The sequence below is a fragment of the Vibrio neptunius genome (assembly GCF_000967495.1).
Taxonomy (GTDB): Bacteria; Pseudomonadota; Gammaproteobacteria; order Enterobacterales; family Vibrionaceae; genus Vibrio; species Vibrio neptunius.
Genome location: NZ_JXXU01000001.1, coordinates 296,229 through 314,850, shown reverse-complemented (window position 1 = coordinate 314,850; position 18,622 = coordinate 296,229). Strand labels below are relative to the sequence as shown.

17 protein-coding genes are annotated in these 18,622 nt (G+C 46.7%); 10 read left to right on the top strand and 7 right to left on the bottom strand.

The window, feature by feature from the left end; genetic code table 11:
* The first annotated feature begins 6 nt into the window (after window positions 1-6).
* From TW84_RS01350 to TW84_RS01325, 6 genes are all read left to right on the top strand, one after another.
* A complete protein-coding gene (locus TW84_RS01350; protein WP_045973883.1) occupies window positions 7-666 on the top strand; it encodes a winged helix-turn-helix domain-containing protein in 660 nt (219 codons plus the stop codon).
* Complete coding sequence (locus TW84_RS01345; RefSeq protein ID WP_045973882.1) at window positions 659-1,108, top strand: hypothetical protein; 450 nt, start codon at window positions 659-661, stop codon at window positions 1,106-1,108. The genes TW84_RS01350 and TW84_RS01345 overlap by 8 nt, the downstream gene beginning before the upstream one ends.
* Window positions 1,109-1,298: 190 nt before the next feature.
* Window positions 1,299-2,501: an efflux RND transporter periplasmic adaptor subunit gene (locus TW84_RS01340; RefSeq protein WP_045973881.1), complete on the top strand. Its 1,203-nt coding sequence runs from the start codon at window positions 1,299-1,301 to the stop codon at window positions 2,499-2,501.
* The gene (locus TW84_RS01335; protein ID WP_045973880.1) at window positions 2,488-5,556 is read left to right on the top strand and encodes an efflux RND transporter permease subunit; all 3,069 of its coding nucleotides are present in this window, start codon (window positions 2,488-2,490) and stop codon (window positions 5,554-5,556) included. The genes TW84_RS01340 and TW84_RS01335 overlap by 14 nt, the downstream gene beginning before the upstream one ends.
* A 3-nt stretch (window positions 5,557-5,559) precedes the next feature.
* Window positions 5,560-6,249: a winged helix-turn-helix domain-containing protein gene (locus TW84_RS01330; RefSeq protein WP_045973879.1), complete on the top strand. Its 690-nt coding sequence runs from the start codon at window positions 5,560-5,562 to the stop codon at window positions 6,247-6,249.
* Window positions 6,242-6,694: a hypothetical protein gene (locus TW84_RS01325; RefSeq protein WP_045973878.1), complete on the top strand. Its 453-nt coding sequence runs from the start codon at window positions 6,242-6,244 to the stop codon at window positions 6,692-6,694. Before TW84_RS01330 ends, TW84_RS01325 begins: the two co-directional genes overlap by 8 nt.
* Window positions 6,695-6,743: 49 nt before the next feature.
* Here the strand turns inward: TW84_RS01325 and TW84_RS01320 are convergent, their stop codons facing one another.
* From TW84_RS01320 to radD, 6 genes are all read right to left on the bottom strand, one after another.
* The gene (locus TW84_RS01320; protein ID WP_045973877.1) at window positions 6,744-7,547 is read right to left on the bottom strand and encodes an N-acetylmuramoyl-L-alanine amidase-like domain-containing protein; all 804 of its coding nucleotides are present in this window, start codon (window positions 7,545-7,547) and stop codon (window positions 6,744-6,746) included.
* Between the two features lie 102 nt (window positions 7,548-7,649).
* A complete protein-coding gene (locus TW84_RS01315; RefSeq protein ID WP_084720169.1) occupies window positions 7,650-8,378 on the bottom strand; it encodes a DUF481 domain-containing protein in 729 nt (242 codons plus the stop codon).
* A gap of 260 nt (window positions 8,379-8,638) precedes the next feature.
* Window positions 8,639-9,982: an ATP-binding protein gene (locus TW84_RS01310; protein ID WP_045973875.1), complete on the bottom strand. Its 1,344-nt coding sequence runs from the start codon at window positions 9,980-9,982 to the stop codon at window positions 8,639-8,641.
* Entirely contained in the window at window positions 9,972-10,631 is a 660-nt protein-coding gene (locus TW84_RS01305) for a response regulator transcription factor (RefSeq protein ID WP_045973874.1), read from the bottom strand. The genes TW84_RS01310 and TW84_RS01305 overlap by 11 nt, the downstream gene beginning before the upstream one ends.
* A gap of 12 nt (window positions 10,632-10,643) precedes the next feature.
* On the bottom strand, window positions 10,644-10,997 hold the full coding sequence (locus TW84_RS01300) for a PepSY domain-containing protein (protein ID WP_420806536.1): 354 nt from the start codon (window positions 10,995-10,997) through the stop codon (window positions 10,644-10,646).
* Window positions 10,998-11,128: 131 nt separating this feature from the next.
* Entirely contained in the window at window positions 11,129-12,868 is a 1,740-nt protein-coding gene (gene radD / locus TW84_RS01295; RefSeq protein WP_045973872.1) for a DNA repair helicase RadD, read from the bottom strand.
* A gap of 73 nt (window positions 12,869-12,941) precedes the next feature.
* On the opposite strand from radD, the gene rsuA reads away from it, so the two are divergent.
* From rsuA to TW84_RS01280, 3 genes are all read left to right on the top strand, one after another.
* On the top strand, window positions 12,942-13,643 hold the full coding sequence (gene rsuA, locus TW84_RS01290) for a 16S rRNA pseudouridine(516) synthase RsuA (protein ID WP_045973871.1): 702 nt from the start codon (window positions 12,942-12,944) through the stop codon (window positions 13,641-13,643).
* A gap of 160 nt (window positions 13,644-13,803) precedes the next feature.
* Complete coding sequence (locus tag TW84_RS01285) at window positions 13,804-15,009, top strand: Bcr/CflA family multidrug efflux MFS transporter (RefSeq protein ID WP_045973870.1); 1,206 nt, start codon at window positions 13,804-13,806, stop codon at window positions 15,007-15,009.
* Complete coding sequence (locus tag TW84_RS01280) at window positions 15,009-15,668, top strand: DUF2913 family protein (RefSeq protein WP_045973869.1); 660 nt, start codon at window positions 15,009-15,011, stop codon at window positions 15,666-15,668. The genes TW84_RS01285 and TW84_RS01280 overlap by 1 nt, the downstream gene beginning before the upstream one ends.
* A 34-nt stretch (window positions 15,669-15,702) precedes the next feature.
* Here the strand turns inward: TW84_RS01280 and TW84_RS01275 are convergent, their stop codons facing one another.
* Window positions 15,703-17,136, bottom strand: coding sequence for a DUF2867 domain-containing protein (locus tag TW84_RS01275; RefSeq protein WP_045973868.1), 1,434 nt, complete (start codon window positions 17,134-17,136; stop codon window positions 15,703-15,705).
* Window positions 17,137-17,239: 103 nt separating this feature from the next.
* Here TW84_RS01275 and TW84_RS01270 point away from each other — a divergent pair, with 103 nt between their 5' ends.
* Window positions 17,240-18,616, top strand: a complete 1,377-nt coding sequence (locus TW84_RS01270) for an MATE family efflux transporter (RefSeq protein ID WP_045973867.1) — start codon at window positions 17,240-17,242, stop codon at window positions 18,614-18,616.
* Window positions 18,617-18,622 lie beyond the last annotated feature (6 nt).

Below are 18,622 nucleotides of genomic sequence, written 5' to 3'. Positions count from 1 at the left end.
ATTACGATGCTGATAATTAATAATAATCATATTCTCAATTTGCTTGCCGGTTCAGTGGAAGACGCGGAGTCCGGCCAAAAAAACATGCTAGGCGGTAACGAAGTCGCGTTGCTTCAATACATGATCGAGCACCCTCATAAACCTCTATCTAAAACCGAACTTTTGCAACAGGTCTGGCATAAAAAAGGCGTCATTGTTGAAGAAAGCAGTTTGTTGCACTGCGTGTCAAGCTGCCGCAAAGCACTCCAAGATAAAAACGGTGAAATCATCAGCACGATTCGTGGTGTGGGTTATCAATTTAACGGTGATGTCAGGGAATACGCACCTGAGGTTGTTGCTAATGAGGCGGCCCCCTTAGTTTCGCCTGACAATGTGGTGGCCTCAGATCTAGCGTCAACGGTATTGAAAAAGCGTAATGCACGTTATTTGGTGTCGTTTAGTTTGAGTGCATTGGTAGGATACCTGCTTATGTTTAATTTACGCTCGCCTTGGGTTGAAGCTGACTATACTGAAACTCGTTATTTGGGGTGTACGGTTAAAACGGATAAGCCGATTACACTGGCTAATGTCCGAGCTTTCCAAACGGGTAATCAGGTGATCTTGGTTGATCAGGATGGCACGTCGGTCAGTTACCTGCCAGAGGAAGTGGAGGTGGTGTGTGAGTAAGACCATGGCGATCACCAGTGTCATAGCTGGCTTAGCAATTGGTGGTATGGCGGCTTACGTCAACTCTCCGACCATGCACCAAAACTTCGAAAGTCACACGAAAATTGTTGTCCCCAAAATCGAAGGCAGTGAGCTAGTTAATATGCGCGCTTCAATGAACTTGAAGCGCTCTGGGCAGTATGAATTGTATTTTTTAACCGGCAATCTGGTTGGATTTAATACCGCAGGCAACTACCATTTTGATTCTTATGGGTTATCACTCATGCCGACCTCTGCTGAGCAAGTTGTCCCAGATGGTAAAAAGTTAAACCTGATGGAAACGATGTTTAGTCAACGGGGAATGCACTCTATGGAAGATTTGAAAGTCATTCGTATAGGTAAGGCACAAACGATCTTGGTTGCACCAAGATACTCCTACCTGTTTATTTTTGCAGAGCCCTAGTGTTCAAAAATAGTGCAAAAGCCAGCATTTAGATGCTGGCTTTTTTTGTGTGTTTCTTCTTTTAAAACATGGGTTTGAGGTTTTTTAATAATGGTTAATGATTAAAGATTACTCACCTGACAAAGCCCTAACTTAGTAAGGAAAATCTTAGGTATAACAAGCGGCAAGTTTCATCAATTAGAGACAAGTCATGAAAAATGCTAAGGCTTTACCGTTGTCTGTTTTATGCACTGCGAGCTCGGTTTACGCCGTTAACGTGATTGCAGAAGACCAAGTTCCTGCTATTCCGGTCACCATCGAAGTGGTTACCGAGCAATCAAGCGCCGTTTCACTGAATGAAGTGGGCAAAATTAAAGCAACCGATTCTGCTGCGTTGACGTTCAGTGCAGGTGAAAAACTTAAATCACTAAAATTCAGCGATGGTGATGTGGTTAAGGAAGGGGAGCTCATCGCTCAACTTGATGATGATCAGGCTAAGGCTGAACTCGATAAAGCAGAAAGCTCGCTGGCCTTAGCCGAGTCTAAGCTAGACCGTGTGTTGGCATTGCTAAAGAAACAACCTGACTCCATGTCTGCTCAGGATGTCGAAGAACTGAAGCAACAAGCAAATCTGGCGCGTGCAGACTTCCGTCAAAAGAAAACGGATATGCAGAACTATCAGTTGGTTGCCCCATTTGATGGTCAGCTGACCAATTTTACCCACTCTGTTGGCAGTCGAGTGGAAGCAGCAACGGCCTTGGTTAGCCTGATCAAGCTTGATCCGGTGGAAGTGCATTACTCAATCAGTCAGTCAGAAGTCGGTAAAGCGAAGCTGGGTCAGCCTGTGTCTTTAACGGTCGATGCATACCAAAACCAGACGTTCACTGGCAAGGTAAACTATATCGCACCACTTGTTGATGAGAGCTCAGGTCGCGTAGAAATTCACGCGCATTTTGATAACCCTGAAAATGCGTTAGTGCCAGGAATGTTCGCCAAGGTTTCTCAAACAATTGGTGAGGCAAAACCACACCTCGTCGTTTCTCAGACATCTGTAGGCGCTGACGGAGACCAGCGTTTCGTTTGGGTCGTTGAAGACAACAAAGCGATCAAGCGTCCAGTCGAGCTTGGTGAAAATACCAATAGTGGCTACGTGACGATTGAATCTGGTCTCAAGCTAGGCGAAACCGTTGTTGTAACAGGCCGACAAAACCTCAATCACGAGGCGCCTGTATCGGTTCAAAACACTAAATCACCAGTGACTTTGCCGTCACGCACTTTACCTGCTCAGCCAGCCATAGAAGCGGAGGCTGAGAAATCTGCCGCTGAACTTTCGACCGAAGTAGAAAAAGTACAAAAAAAGGTCGCTGAGCCGGCAAACGAAAAGCCTGCGGAGGTGACGAATGAAGCTGCCTGAGATATGCATTAAGCATCCAGTACTCGCGTCAGTATTGAGCATTGCGATTGTTTTATTAGGCCTAGTTTCGTATCAAAAACTTGCGATTCAATATTTTCCTGAACGCCAGACGGCAACGGCAACGGTCAGTGCATCTATTACCGGGGCGAGCGCAGAGTTTATGTCACAAAACGTCGCGCAGGAGCTGATCACGGCGGTTACTGGTCTGGATAAGATCAAGACGATGACAACTGATTGTCAGGAGGGCAGCTGTTCTCTCAAGATCCAATTTGAGGATGGGGTCAGTGAGGTGGAGTACGCAAGCCTGATGAACAATCTGCGCAGCAAGGTGGATGGTATTTCTGACTTCCCCCCAGCGATGACAGACAAACCGACAGTAACGGATGACTCTTCTGACACGGCAATGCCAAGTAACATTATCACATTCGTTAACCGGGGTGAGATGGAGAAGCAGGAGCTGTTTGACTTTATCAGTCAGCAGATTGCTCCTCAGTTCAAAAACGTACTGGGTGTTGGTGGTGTGTGGGGACCTTACGGTGGCTCCAACCGAGCGATTCGTGTTTGGTTGCAACCTGAGCGTATGGCTGCTCTGAACGTCAGTGCTTCTGACGTTGTGGGTACATTGAGCACTTACAATGCCACCTTTACTGCAGGTACGATTAAAGGTGAAGTGCGTGACTTCTCAATCAACCCTGTTAATCAGGTAACGTCCATTGAAGATGTGCGTGACCTCGTTATTCGTGTCGATAATGGCAACATTGTTCGTGTTAACGATGTGGCCGACGTTCAAATGGGTGAGGAGAGCCTTGAGCCAAGCATGCTTCATGTCGATGGTGATATGGCGATGTCACTGCAGGTGTTACCACTTAAATCTGAAAACCCAGTGACGGTTGCGAACCGCGTAAAAGCGACCATGGCAACGATGGAAGTACCGGACAATGTTGAGATGAAGATGGTCTACAATCAGGCTGACTTTATCGAAGAAGCGATTGACCAAGGTTTTATGACTTTGCTTGAAGCGATTGTGCTCGTATCGGCGATTGTTGTTGTGTTTTTGGGCTCGTTGCGTGTCGCTGTGATCCCTCTGATCACTATTCCTGTTTGTGTCATAGGCGTGTTTGGCGTGATGGCAATGCTAGGCTTCAGCATCAACGTGTTAACGATTTTAGCTATTATTCTAGCGATTGGTCTGGTGGTTGATGACGCTATTGTCGTGGTTGAAAACTGTTATCGACACATTGAGGAAGGTCTTTCACCCTTTGCAGCCGCACTTCAGAGCTGTAAAGAAATTGTTTTTCCAGTCATAGCGATGACCTTAACGTTGGCCGTGGTGTACTTACCGATTGGTTTGATGTCAGGTCTGACGGCGGATCTGTTTCGACAGTTTGCCTTTACGCTAGCGGCATCAGTCATCATCTCAGGATTCGTAGCATTAACTCTATCTCCGATGATGAGTGCCTACATGTTGAAATCGGTGACAACGTCACCAAAATGGTTCCAGTGGGTCGAAACCAAACTTAACGCCATGACCGACAAGTATATGGTGTACCTGAATGCATGGTTTAAGCGTCCACGTCAGGTTTTAGCGGGGACTGCAATCCTGACTGTTTTGTCTGTTGTTGCTGTATGGTTTATGCCGAAAGTTCTTCTGCCTACTGAAGATACTGGTTTCATTGAAGTGACGTCTCATGGCCCTGCGGGGGCAGGTCGTCTCTACGACTTGGACAACGCAGACCAAATCAACGCAGTGTTTGCAGGCAATAACCAAATTGAAGCGAATCTGGCTTATATTGAAAGTGCTCCAACTAACCATGTGCTGCTGAAACCTTGGCAAGAGCGGAGTAAGAGCGCAGATGACATCATCAATGAGATGATTGCGAAAGCGAAACAAACCGTTTCGGCCTATACGACATCGTTCTCTGTTCGTTCTGCGGATAACCTTGATGTGGCAAATAACCTGATTCTTCAGTTGACGACGGTGAACCGTGATCTAGAGGAGTTATCTGATACCGCTGCAAAAGTGGCGGAGTTACTTGAGGATTACCCTGGACTGTCGAACGTAGATAACTCGACTCACCGCGACCAGTTACGATTTGATATGTCGATTGACCGTAATGCGATTGTGTTGTCTGGCGTAGACTATGGCAACGTCACCAATGCCATCTCTACTTTTTTAGGCTCTGTGAAAGCGGCCGATCTGCAAGCCGATGATGGATTTACTTACCCAATTCAGGTTCAGGTAAACCGCCAAGCGTTAGGTGATTTTAAGGTTTTAGATAAGCTGTATGTGAGCTCTGAATCTGGTCAAAGATTGCCACTGTCTCAGTTCGTATCGATTAAGCCTGTGACGGCAGAATCAAACATCAAAACCTACGCAGGTAAAGACGCTGCAGAGATCACCGCAGACTTGGTTCCGGGTTACAGCGCCGATGATGTTCAAGCGTTTCTTGATGAGAAGGTTCCTGAACTGCTGAAATCGGGTCAAAGCTATGAGTACGATGGTGTGATTAAAGAACTTAACGAGTCATCAGCGGGTATGCAGATGCTGTTTGGTCTGGCACTTATCTTTATCTTCCTGATCCTTGCTGCTCAGTTTGAGAGTTTTGTAGACCCATTGGTGATTCTCATCACCGTTCCTCTGTGTCTGGTGGGGGCGATACTGACGTTAAGTGTCTTTGGTCAAAGCCTGAACCTGTACTCTAAGATTGGTTTGCTCACTTTGGTTGGTTTGGTGACCAAGCACGGCATCCTGATGGTCGAATTTGCCAACCTTAAGCGTAAGGAAGGTGTGGAAGTGATGGAAGCGGCATTGATGAGTGCGCGCTCTCGTCTACGTCCTATCCTGATGACGTCTCTGACGATGATCATCGGTTCGCTACCTCTTGCTCTGGCAGAAGGCCCGGGTTCATTGGGGCGAGTGAATATTGGTCTGGTTTTAGTCGGTGGTTTGACGATTGGTACTTTCTTCTCACTGTTCTTCGTACCAATGGCTTATGTTGCGGTAGCAAAGCTTCGCGAAAAAAGCGTATTGCGTAAGCAGCTCGTTGAGGGGTAAAGCATGTTATTGATTAATGAAAACCATATTCTTGATGTTGAGCAAGGCTACATTCACAGTCAGGGTAGTCATGTTCGTCATCCGATTGGTGTCAATGAGATTGCGCTACTGAACTACATGATCGAGCGAGAGGGTGAGACGCTGACTAAACACGAATTGATGCATGAAGTGTGGCTAAAGCGAGGTATCGTAGTCGAGAGCAGCAGTTTGTTACACTGCATCTCCAATTGTCGTCGAGCACTGGAAGATCGTGCTGGTGACATCATCCGCACGGTACGTGGTATCGGTTATGAATTTGTCGGAAGGGTAGAGACGTACCAGCCCGAAAGTGACCTTGAGCAAGTGGAAGAGGTCTTCGCGGAAAGGATGGAAACCCCCACCGCTCAACCACACAAAGGCGCGCTACACAGTCGTATGGCGAAGTATCATCACCAACTGATAGCCGTTGGATGGTTTGTTTTCGGCGCTGTCGCGAGTTACGCAGTGATTGAAAATGTGAGCTCGCCTTTGGCTTATGCGTCTTTTGAGCAGCAAGCGTTTGCCTCTTGCTGGTTTGCCCCGGAAAACAACGCAGCGAAAGTGCATTACCCAAATTCGACGTTATACGACTTTGGCGAGTTGACGTTGCTCGTGGACGGCAAAGGTCGATCTCTGAGTTTTAAATCAGACAGTGGAGTGCTCAGTTGTGAATAAATTATTGACCATTACTCCGCTTATCGCGGGCATTGCCTGTGGGGCGGCGGTTTCGTATAGCGATGACAACCAAGTGAACCGCCATATGATCAGCCATACGGTAGTACATGTGTCGTCTACCAATCCGGATGATGATTTTGCCGTTACGCTACCAATGAGAATTGAACTAACCCTGAAAGAGAACAGCAGCTACGACGTTTACGCGGTATTACCGCAAAGTCGAGTTGGTTATACGGGTTCAGGGATTTACGAGCTTGACAGTGACGGGGTGTTCTTTGCCATGCAAGAACATCAACCGCTAGATATAGCGCCACTGCGCAAGGGTATTATAGAGCAACTGTTTGTCAGGCCAGGCTCATTCGATGGCCACATGAAAGTAGCTAAGTTGGGCGAGAACAATGCGGCACTTGTCGGGCATAAAGTTATTTTACACATGACGTATTAAATGAGCGTTAATTAGCAGGCGAAAACGGCAACTCGACGGTTGCCGTTTTTTAACTTGAAGAGTTGTGCGTCGTGAAGCGATAGACAATGATGCCTGGTTTATTTTTGAGGTATTCCAGCATTGGCGTATCGACCACTTTGCCTTCAAGGGAAGAGGCATGGCGGAAGATAGGTCGATTGCCATTCTCGACAAAGATCCCCGTGTGGGACACATCAAGCCCGCGCTTATGGCTATATATGCCAATCAGATCACCATTTTTAAGCTCTTTGATTAATGCCTCATCGATAAATTCACGTGGAATGAAACTGATGTTTTTGTCTTTGATTGGTACTGAAGGTATCCAGCGTTCACCGTCTGGGGTTCTTTGGTTGATCTGCTTCACTGTTGTGACCGCTCTAGAATCAAGGTCGAGCGTCACATCTTGGACATTAAATGGACTATTATCCAACCAATCAGAAAAGAAATGGCGTCGCATGAGAAAGTCTACGTTGCCGTATAAATAGCGTGCGAGCTTAAGGTTCTTATCGAATTGGCCGAAGGAATCGGAAAAGGCGAGAGAAGCAACGTAATCGAGCAGAGTAAAGCAGTCGACGTGATTGAAGTCTTTGATCAGCACCTCTTCCTCTGAATTAATAGAGGTTAATGTATTGTCTTTATAGTCAACACCAATAAAGATACCAGAGGTATGCACAATGCGATCGGCGATACTGAGTTGGTTGTCGTGCTGAATGGTTGTCAGGATCTCCTGTGCATCTACCCGTTTGTTCTGCTCCAAGCGCAGGTAACTGGTGATAAGGCTGCCGCTAGCAATAATGGTGGCAGTCAATGACAACACTACGAGGGCTTTTTTCATACAATCATCCTTGTGTAGCCTCTTGCTGTTTTGGTGAGTTTTGACGTCGTTTCCTAACTCAAATCTATCTGATTGCATAGCTTATTAATAAATAAAATAACCTTAAAAATCGTAATTAAGGCTCATGGTTGAGTAGATTTCATCATTGGATTGATCCTCAGCAACGGTAGTGTTGTAGAGGTATTCCATATCAAAGACCAAGGATAGACTGCCCATTAGCGTGTTTTTTACGTACGCTTTAGTGCTGTAATGAGTATTCTCTTCACCATGCGCTAGGTCTACAACGGCACCGATGGAAAACGTTTCTGAAAAGGTGAGCGAACCATCCAAGGTTGAGGTGGCGATCACTTCGTAGTTACGAAGAGAGGGAAACTCGCTATCCGTTGGTTGACGTTGAGAGATTCGGTAACCCGGACCCAGTGAGACTGACAGTTTAGTTCTATCGGTATTGCGTATATAGAAACCGAGACCACTCATGAGTACCCACTGCTTGCGATAGGTGCCGTACAGATCGTTCTCAAAACGAGTGGCAGCTCTTAAGAAGCTGGTTTGAGTATAGTCATAGGTTGAACCCGCATTAATGGTGTAGCGGTTGGCTCCGTCGTCCGCGTTATCGGCCTCCGTATAGTAGCTTTCAAATCCGCCTTTGTGTTCCCACTGCTCTTCGCTGTAGCCTAAAGTCAATGCCGTGTTGTAAGACAGCGATGAGCTGGTGTTTTCGGTATAGATAAAGCCCAGTTTTGTCTGAGCTGTAAAAGGGTCTTGAGGAAGAGACGGTTCTGGTTCTGCGGAGACTGTACTTACAGTGAGGGAAACAGTAAGTGCAATCATTGATGTTGTTTTCATTTGAATAAATAGGACGTTGTGCAATGTTTGCTCATTATGTTTGCATGCCCGAAAATGTTAACTGAATCATCATGAATCATGATTGGTTTAGCTTTCATGTTGTCAAATTCAGTCAAAGGAAACGCTGGTTCTCTCGACGATATGGTTACTGAGCCAAGACGATGGAATGAGGCTGTTGGGCGGCAATAGTCAGCAGTAAAGCAGGCAAAAATGCCTGCTTTTGAGATGTGTTGTGGGAAGGTGGTTTAGTGGGTGGTTTTCATCGATAAGATAGCCTTTAAACCACCCATAGAGCTGCGGTCTAAGGTTAACTTGCCACGATAACTGTGGGCCATTTCACTGACAATATTCAAACCTAACCCGGTGCCCGGAGTGGTCTCATCTAGGCGTACGCCGCGTTTAAGTACTTGTTTGAGTTTCTCTTCGGGGATACCTTGCCCGTCATCTTCAATGATGATATCGATGGATTCGGCGTCTTGGCTATTTTGAGTCGCGTGAACGCGAATGATGCTGTCAGACCATTTATAAGCGTTTTCTAGAATATTGCCGACCATTTCGTCAAGATCAGTCTGTTCGACCGCGGTAACCAGTTCAGAATCGAGTTCATTGATCAGTGTGATATCACGCTCAGCGTAGACTTTATCAAAAGCCATTGAGATCGCATCGACACGTTCAGATGGATAGGATTTCACAGAAAGAATGTTTTTGGAGCCAGCCATTCGGGCGCGGCCTAAGTGGTAGTCTATCTGGCTTTGAATCTGATCGAGCGAAGGTTGCAGTTGTTGTTTGGTGTGTTGATCTTGGTTGGCGACTTCATTCTTTAACACTGAAAGCGGGGTTTTCAACGCATGAGAAAGGTTCCCCGCATGGTGACGAGCACGCTCTAATAATTCCTGATAGTGGAAAACAAGAGCATTCAAATCGGACACGACGGGCGCGACTTCACGTGGATAGTCTTCTTCGAGTTGGGTTTTGTTGCCTGAGCGGAGCTGAGAGAGCTCTCTGTGCATCTTGGTTAATGGGCTCAGAGACCACTGTACCTGAATGACAATCAGTGTCAGGATCCCAAGGTAAAGCAGAGCGAGTATGACCCAAAGCTGACCCATCAAGTTGCGTACCGTGTCTTCTATGGGTTGTTCGTCAATGCCGATGGTGACTTCGATAGGACCATCGTAATCAGGGTAATACAGTGTTGATTCGATATAGATGAGCTTTTCTTCTCGGGCGCCTAGCACATTATGATCACCTTTTTCGGTCAAAACCTTGTCCCACAGAGAGCGAGAGCGCAATAAATCTTTATCTGTTTTGGCGGACCAGTAGAGGCCACTATAGGGGCGATTGAATCTTGGATCAGAGAGGGGCGTCCCTATGGTGATATTGCCTTTCTCATCCGCTTCGATTGTCGCGGCAATTTCGTCCATGTAGGTGGCCAGCTGAGCCTTGGCTTCATCTTCCATGTAGACATAGACCTGAGAAGGTACCATCACGCCAGCGGCGATGATCATCGCGGTCAGCCAGACAACCGCCGCTAGAACGAGGCGGCTCCTAAGGCTAAGCTTTTTGAGTAAATGCGCTTTTTTATTCGGCATTAAGCTGGTATCCCAGTCCTCGGACGGTTTTGAACACCTTCGGCGCGATCTTTTTGCGTATCCGGCCGATAAATACTTCTATGGTATTGGAATCGCGATCGAAATCTTGCTTGTAGATGTGTTCTACTAACTCGGTCCGCGAGATCACCTTTTCTGGGTTATGCATAAAGTACGCAACCACTTTATATTCGAGTGCTGTCAGGTCAATAGCCTGGCCTTGCCACATGACTTTAGACGAGCGAGTGTCTAAGCTCAGGTTGCCTACTTGCATGACAGGAGATGCGTTACCGGACGCGCGGCGAAGCTGAGCACGAATGCGAGCAATCAGTTCAACCATTTCAAACGGTTTAGTCTGATAGTCGTCTGCACCTGCATTGAGGCCTTCAACGCGCTGAGTTAACGTGTCTCGCGCACTTAGAATAATGACGGGGGTATTGATGTTCTCATCTCGAATACCTTTGAGCACGGTCAGACCGTCAAGTTTTGGCAGGCCAAGGTCGAGCACGATGGCGTCCCATTCCTCGGAGGTCGCACGATAAAGTGCGTCAATGCCATCTATAGACAGCTCGGGCACCCAACCATTCTGTTCAAGTGCTTGTATAATTTGTTCCCCAAGACGAGGTTCATCTTCCACTACAAGTATTTTCATGACGTTCTTCTACTATTTTTTCAAGGCTTGCTTGAAATTGCGACCTTTGATGAGCATCATTTCCAGCGATTTCGCGTTGTACTCAACTTTGATGATGTTGTTGTTAAAGTTTAACTTTAGTTCGTAAATCCAGATATCATCGTCTTCTTCAAGCTCGACTTTGATAATGCGTCCATGAAGGTCTTGTTCCACTGCCGCGTATAGTTCGGAAAAGGGGCGAATATAGCCTTTACGAACCGCGTCGTAGACTTCGTCCTGATCTTCTTCAAACTCAATTTCTGTCCCTGCTTTATGGACATCCTGTACCAGAGCATGGCCATCTTTATTGTGGTGTCTATCTGCGTAGGTAGGGTAAGCCAGCACCATAGCGAAAGTGACAACAAGGGAGCAAATTAACTGCTTATGAAACATAGCGTTACCTTCTCAGAAATTCTATGACTGAGTATAATGGATGTTTTCTGAATACAAAGTGAATATTAAGACTTAGCTGATAGGGCTTAATTGGTCAGCTCATCTTCGAAGATTTTGTCACGCATTTTCCAGAATCGCCCAGCTTTGCGTGCGATCACGAACTGCGGCGGCCTGAAACGATGTTGATTATTGACCACTTTGGTGGGAGAGGCATCGTCAAATGGACGATGTTTATCAGCAAGATGCGGGCGAACAAACATATCCTTGAATGTCTGTTTCTGTTTCTTCGTCGTTAAAGACCAGAATTCATGCACTTGAGCTTGGTTTTCTCCCACATAGGAAACCTTGAGGCTGCTTTTGCCTTTATCATCCTTGTGAACACTCAAATCCATCGACAAGCACTCGAATACTAAGGCGTCTTTTAAATTTAACGCCTCTTTAAGCTTCTTGTCTGGGTCGACTAAGGTTGCGTCGCATTCGTGACAAATTCGTGCTGCGATATCATTGTCCGCACCGCACTCGCCGCAATATTTTGCGCGAAAACGATAATTGCAGTGCTCTCGTTCACCCGTTTCTTCGTCTTCGAAAAAGCCCTGACATTTTCGCCCGTAGTGCTCAATCAGAAAGCCATTACTATCGAGTTTTCCCCAAAAGTTGTTGTTGAAACCACAAGCTGGGCAGGGGATGGTGATGATTTCGCTGTCCGAGTCTGGTTTTGCATCTCCCACTTCCGGCTGATAGAGATCGTAGCTATTGCCGGCGTAGTCCATAACTAAGCACTCTTCTTTGCCCGGAGAAAGACGTAGCCCTCGTCCAACAATCTGCTGATATAAGCTGATCGATTCTGTTGGCCTCAGAATGGCGATCAGGTCAACATGAGGCGCATCAAATCCCGTGGTCAACACAGATACATTTACCAAGTACTTAATTTTACGATCTTTAAAATCTTGGATGATGGTGTCGCGCTCAGGTGTCGGGGTGTCGCCAATCACAAGAGCGGTTTGGCCCTCGGGAAGCAAACCATAGATTTCTTGAGCGTGTCGAACCGTTGCTGCAAAAACCATAATGCCTTGTTTGTCTTTAGAGAGATGAATGATTTGCTCGACAATTTGAGGTGTCGCACGCTTGGCTTTGTCGATCACCATGTCCAGTTCCGCTCCTTTGTAGCGGCCTGTGGTTGCGGGTTTGAGCTGTGAGAAGTCGTAGCTCAGTACAGGAGCGTCCATCATGCGAGCAGGGGTGAGAAACTTTTCATCAAGCAAATAGCGAATAGGCAGCTCGAAAATGCAGTCTCGAAAGAACCTTGGCTCCTCTGTTCTGACTAGGCCGCGCGTGTGATATTGATAAATCCAACCCATGCCAAGTCGATAAGGCGTAGCAGTTAAACCGAGCACCTTGATGCCTGGGTTTAGCTCACGAAGGTGAGAAATGACCTTCTGATAACTCGTATTCTTGTTATCCGGAACGCGATGGCATTCGTCAATGACCAGCAGTGAGAATTGGTTCTTGAAGTCATCGAGATTTCTCACGACGGATTGTACGGACGCAAACACCACTTGTTGGTCGGTCTCTTTGCGGCCTAAACCGGCAGAATAGATTGATCCTTTGAGGTCGTACCCTTCGTATTTCGCGTGGTTTTGCTCTACCAGCTCTTTAACATGTGCCATGACTAATACCCGACCTTTAGCCAGTCTGGCGAGTTCAGCAATCACCAGGCTTTTTCCTGCTCCTGTTGGTAACACAAGAACGGCTGGGCTGGAGTGTTTACGGAAATAGTGGATCACGGCTTTCACCGAGTCGGCTTGATAAGGTCTGAGTGTATACATAAATCGTGTGAAATAGCTCAACTATTTAGTCTAGTGGCTTTATAATACCCCACCTGATTGAGATGAGGTATTCATGCGTTTAGATAAATACTTGTGTGATGCACTGGGTGCGACACGTAAAGAAGCAACAAAAATCATTAAAAGTGGTGACGTCACCGTTAACGATACTGTACAGAAAAGTGGTGCAGTGAAAGTGACCGACGACTGTATTGTCGAGTGGCAAGGGCGTGAGATCCAAAAGCCGGGACCTCGCTATATCATGTTGTTCAAACCCGATGGTTTTGTCTGTTCGCATGAAGATGGATTTAATCAAACGGCCTTTATGTTGCTCGATGAGGTGAAGATGGAAGACCTTCATTTCGCAGGGCGTTTAGATGTCGATACAACGGGTTTGGTGTTGATCACCGACGATGGTCAGTGGTCGCACCGTATTACGTCGCCAAAACATAAATGCGAGAAAACCTACCGTGTTTGGTTGGCTGACCCGATTGGGGCCGATTACGTAACACGATTTGAGCAGGGTATTGAACTTCGAAATGAAAAGGCGGCGACGTTGCCAGCGAAGTTAGACATTGTTGATGAAGAAGAAAAAGAAGTTCTGCTGACCATAACGGAAGGTAAGTACCATCAGGTAAAGCGTATGTTTGCCGCATTGGGTAATAAAGTAGAGCATCTCCACCGCGAGTGTATTGGTAGTATCGTTCTTGATGACGAGTTGGAGCCCGGTGAGTATCGTTATCTGACGCAACAAGAAATTGATTCAGTTTGGAACTAATCATCTAAATTGGAAATAGTTTAGTTCCAATTAGGAACTAGTCTTTTAGTTAGTTATCGCTCAGTATAGATCGGCTACAAGGCTCGTGGATGCGAGTCTTTCTTTTCTGTTTGGTTGTAGCACGGAAGCTGCATATCTAACGCAATTGAGTAGGAGATTTATGTCTGATACTGCATTAGAGCAAACCAAAGCACCCCAAATCACTTTTCTTCTTTTTCTTGTTCTGGGTGCCATCGGCGCATTAACGCCACTCGCTATTGATATGTACTTGCCCGCGATGCCGACCATCGCCCGTGACCTTGGTGTTGCGGATGGGGCAGTGCAAATTACTCTCACTATGTACACCGCCGGTTTTGCCATCGGTCAGTTGATTCACGGACCTCTTGCCGACAGTTATGGCCGTAGGCCAATTTTGATTCTCGGTGTGTTTTTCTTTGGTCTTGCTTCAGTTGTTAGTGCAACAACGACCGGAATTGAAGCATTGACTTTAGTCCGTACCGCACAAGGTTTTGCAGGTGCAGCGGCGGCTGTCATCATTCAAGCTGTTGTGCGTGACATGTTCGACCGCGAAGATTTCGCTCGTGCCATGTCATTTGTCACGTTAGTCATTACGATTGCGCCTTTGGTTGCCCCTATGATAGGCGGACATATTGCAGTTTGGTTTGGCTGGCGTGCGATTTTCTGGATTTTGGCTGCGTTTTCTGTGGTCGTTATCGCTCTGGTTTTGTTGAAAATTCCAGAGACATTGAGCGAAGAGAACAAGCAACCCCTTCGCTTTGGGACGACGATGCGTAACTATTTCCGTTTATGCAAGAATCCGGTTGCTATGGGCTTGATTCTATCTGGTTCGTTCTCTTTTGCTGGCATGTTCGCGTTTCTGACCGCAGGTTCATTCGTTTATATTGATATATATGGTGTGCAGCCGGACCACTTTGGTTATCTGTTTGCGTTGAATATTGTCGCGATGATCATTATGACTACCATCAATGGTCGTCTGGTGAAGAAGGTCGGCTCTCATGCCATGCTCAGATTCGGCTTGTTGGTCCAACTTGTTGCCGGGTTAGGCCTATTTGCGGGCTGGGTACTTGACCTAGGGCTGTGGGGCACTGTACCTTTCGTGGTCCTTTTCATTGGTACGTTGTCGACCATAGGTAGTAACACCATGGGCTTATTGCTGAGTGGCTATCCAGCGATGGCGGGCACGGCTTCTTCACTTGCAGGAACACTACGTTTTGGCACGGGGTCTGTAATAGGTTTTGTCGTGGCAATATTGCCTGATGGGGCTACTTGGCCAATGATTACTGTTATGACGGCGTGTTCAATTCTGTCCGCCGCATTTTACTGGATATTGGGAAGAAAGGCGTAATGTCTCAGTACACTGCTGAAATACAAAACTTGGTCAACTCCGCTTTGGAAGAGTTGGCCGCAGATCATAAATCAGGTAAGGCTGCGGATGCACCGGTAGCAAACAATCATTATCTGGTGCGTTGGGTGACTCGTGCTTTGAAGTCACAGCGTTTCCATCGCTGTGTCGTTGACGATCTCACTCGTTGGCAAAAAGCGGGGCGCTCGAAAGGCAATCAGGCAGGATTAATGCCTACATTTCAGCGTATTTCTAAGTTTTACGCTGAGTTTTTCCCTCAAGGGGAAGCGGAGCGAGTGATTACAGACAGTGAAATCAACCAGTTTATCGACCAGATGGAAGAGAGTGGCTGGGAGATCTCGACCTCGGAGCCGCTTCTTAACTGCGGTAAAGTTCAGATATTTACTGAAGGCCCAAACTCATTCGCGTTGTGCACGAATCAGTGCGATGACTGTTTCGACGGAGAAAGACTGATTAAGCCAATGAGTTGGTTTGTACGTGGTAATCACGCACAATTTGTTGAAAAAGCATCGGCAGCTGGCTTCATGCTGCATAAGATCACCGACTACAAGTCAAACGTTAAGTACCACGGGGAGTATCTGGTTTATCCAGGCAACCAAGGAAATCACTTGGCTGAGATTCCAATTGGTTATCCAGCATAGCTCGCTGTGCTTTTGGATTAGAAAAGAGCTTCCATTAGGGAAGCTCTTTTGCTTTTCGGACGATGGCTTTCACCATGCCTTTAAATATAAATAAATGCGCAGGCATCATGGCAAACCAGTAAAGTAAACCTCTTAAACCTTGCGGATGCCACCATGCTTTAACAACCAATCTGCGTTTGCTGCCTAAGTCTTCCAATGAAAACTCCAAGCGCCCTAGGCCTGGCCCTTTCATGCCAAACAGCAAGGATAGAAAGTGTTCTCTTTCACAGCGAATCACTTTCCAAGAGTCAATATAGTCGCCCACTTGTAACTCTGGCCCAGGTGGAGAGCGCCGGACAGGTCGTCCTCCGCCAAAAAACAAATCGAGCCACTCCCTTATGCGCCACATTAGGTTGGCAAAAAAGTAACCCTCTTTTCTGCTGCCAATTTGCTTGATTACTTCCCATAGTTGTTCTGAGCTTAAATCCGTTTCTATACTGGCGCCGGTCTGTTTTGGGTAATAGCCATAGCCAGCTTGCCAGCGCTTAAGAGCCGCTGGGTCGAAGCCCCAGACTTCGCTGCGAACAAAATGACCTTCTTCGTCGATGCTTATTCTGACCATTTGCTCGTAACTGACCAGTGCTTGAGGGTAGCGTTGATGAATCTCTTCGGAATTGGCAATAAAATCGTGTTCTAAGCCTGACAATAGCGCCGCCCCTATACTGGAAGGAACGGAAGTGATGATGCCTAGCCAGCGCGATGCGAGCTGAGGAGTGAGCAAGGATGTGGACCACAACTTGATAGGTTTTTGAATTACGGCGCTGATGGTTTCGAATTGTTCACGATAACTTAGTGTATCTGGTCCTCCAACTTCGTAAAGTGCGTGACAGGTTGGGGATTCCTCGATAAGCGACAACAAGTAATGATTGAGGTTTTCCAATGCAATAGGGTTGGCTTTCGAGTCGACCCATTTCGGAGTGATCAAGAGGGGCATGTTGTAGACAAAGTCTCTCATGATCTCAAACGCCGCAGAGCCAGGGCCTATAATGACACCCGCTCGAAGCTCGGTGACGGGTATACCTGCTTTACGAATAATATCGCCGGTCATTCGACGTGCTTTCAGGTGTTCCGAATTGCCAGTCTGGGGTTGAATCGCACTGAGATAGATCACGTGTTTAACATGACTGTTCTTCAAGGCTGAAGAGAAGTGCTCAGCAAGAGATATTTCATATTCAAGAAAGTCATGCCCATGCGCCATCCCATGAACTAAAAAGTAGATGACCTCATATTCTGGTACAACGCGCAGTGTTTCCTCTTGGTCTGCTAAGTCAAGATAAATCAATTCTAGGTTTGGGTGGGCAGTGACCCGTGCTTTCAAATACTCAATCTGACGAGCGGCTGCCGTCACATGATAGCCTTTGCGACACAGTTGAAGCAGTAACTGCGATCCCACATAGCCGGATGCGCCGAGCACTAGTACTTTTTTCATCTCGACCCCTTATTAATAGTATGGTTTATGTGCAAAGCTGATCATATAATAAACATTATGTTTTTTCCTTTTCTATCATGATGTTGTCGTTCGAGGTGAGTAATTGAGCACGGTCTCACAGATTCTATTCCATACCCGTGGCGAGTTTTTGCGACGGATGATTGCCATTGCACTGCCTATTACGCTGCAAAGTATCATGTTCTCTAGCCGCAGTTTAGTGGACGTTCTCATGTTAGGGCAACTCGGTGAGGCAGAGATCGCAGCCGTCGGTGTTGCCGCAAGAGCGACCTTTGTCACCACGATTATGTTAGTGGGAGTAACAACAGGTGGCGCTTTATTAACGGCTCAATATTGGGGGGCGGCCGATCGTCAAGGGGTCAAGGAAAGTACGGCTCTAACTTGGCTGGTAGCAATGATTTTTGCGGTGTTTACCGTCATGTTATTTGTTTTGTTTCCGAGTGAAATCATGTCTCTGGCCACTGACTCTCAGGAAGTGAACCAGTTGGGCAGCCAGTACTTGGTGATCACCGCTGTCACCATGTTTGCGGTCGCCTGCGTAGCCAGTATGTCCGTTGGTCTTCGCTCGATGCACAAACCTGGCATTAGTACCTTTTTTAGTGGTATTGGGATCGTATCCAATATTCTCCTCAATTGGGTGTTCATTTTCGGCAAGCTGGGTGTTCCAGCGATGGGTATTAAAGGTGCAGCAATCGCCACAGTGTTAAGCGGAGCGATTGAAGTGGCGACTTTGTTTGGCTACATCTATGCGAAAAAGCATCTGCTGGCTTTTGGGATTAAAGATCTTAAAGCGGTAATTCAATGGGATAGAGTTGTACGTTTTCTGACACTTTCTTTGCCTACCACATTCAACTTTCTCGCTTGGGCTGGTGGGTTGTTCGCCTACCACGCAATCATGGGGCAGTCTGGTGTTCAAGGGCTTGCTGCATTGTCTGTGCTATCACCAGTAGAGTCGATTGCGCTGGCACTGTTAATTGGGATGTCCAATGCAGCTGCGGTATTGGTGGGGAATCAGATCGGTGCCAAGAACTATGAGGCGGTCTATTTTCAGGCGATTGGAATGACTATACTCAGTTTGATTGTGGGGGTCGTTGTTGCGTTGCTCTTGTACTTATGTCAAGGGTTAGTGCTTGACACCTTTAGTGCATTAACTGAGGAGACTCGGGCCCTAGCAGAAAAGTTTATGGTTATCCTATGCTTCGGTATTGTTTTACGCTCAATTCCTATGATGGTGATTGTTGGTGTCCTTAGAGCAGGTGGTGACGTGAAGTTCTGTCTATACCAAGATTTGATTGCTCAGTGGCTGATTGGTATTCCACTCGCCGCCTTTGCCGCTATTGTTCTAGGGTGGCAGCCTGAATGGGTTTTCTTACTCTTTTTAACAGAAGAAGTGATCAAATGGGGCGGGTCTTTGTATAGAATGAAAACTCAACGTTGGATGAAAAATTTGATCGAAAATTAGACGTGA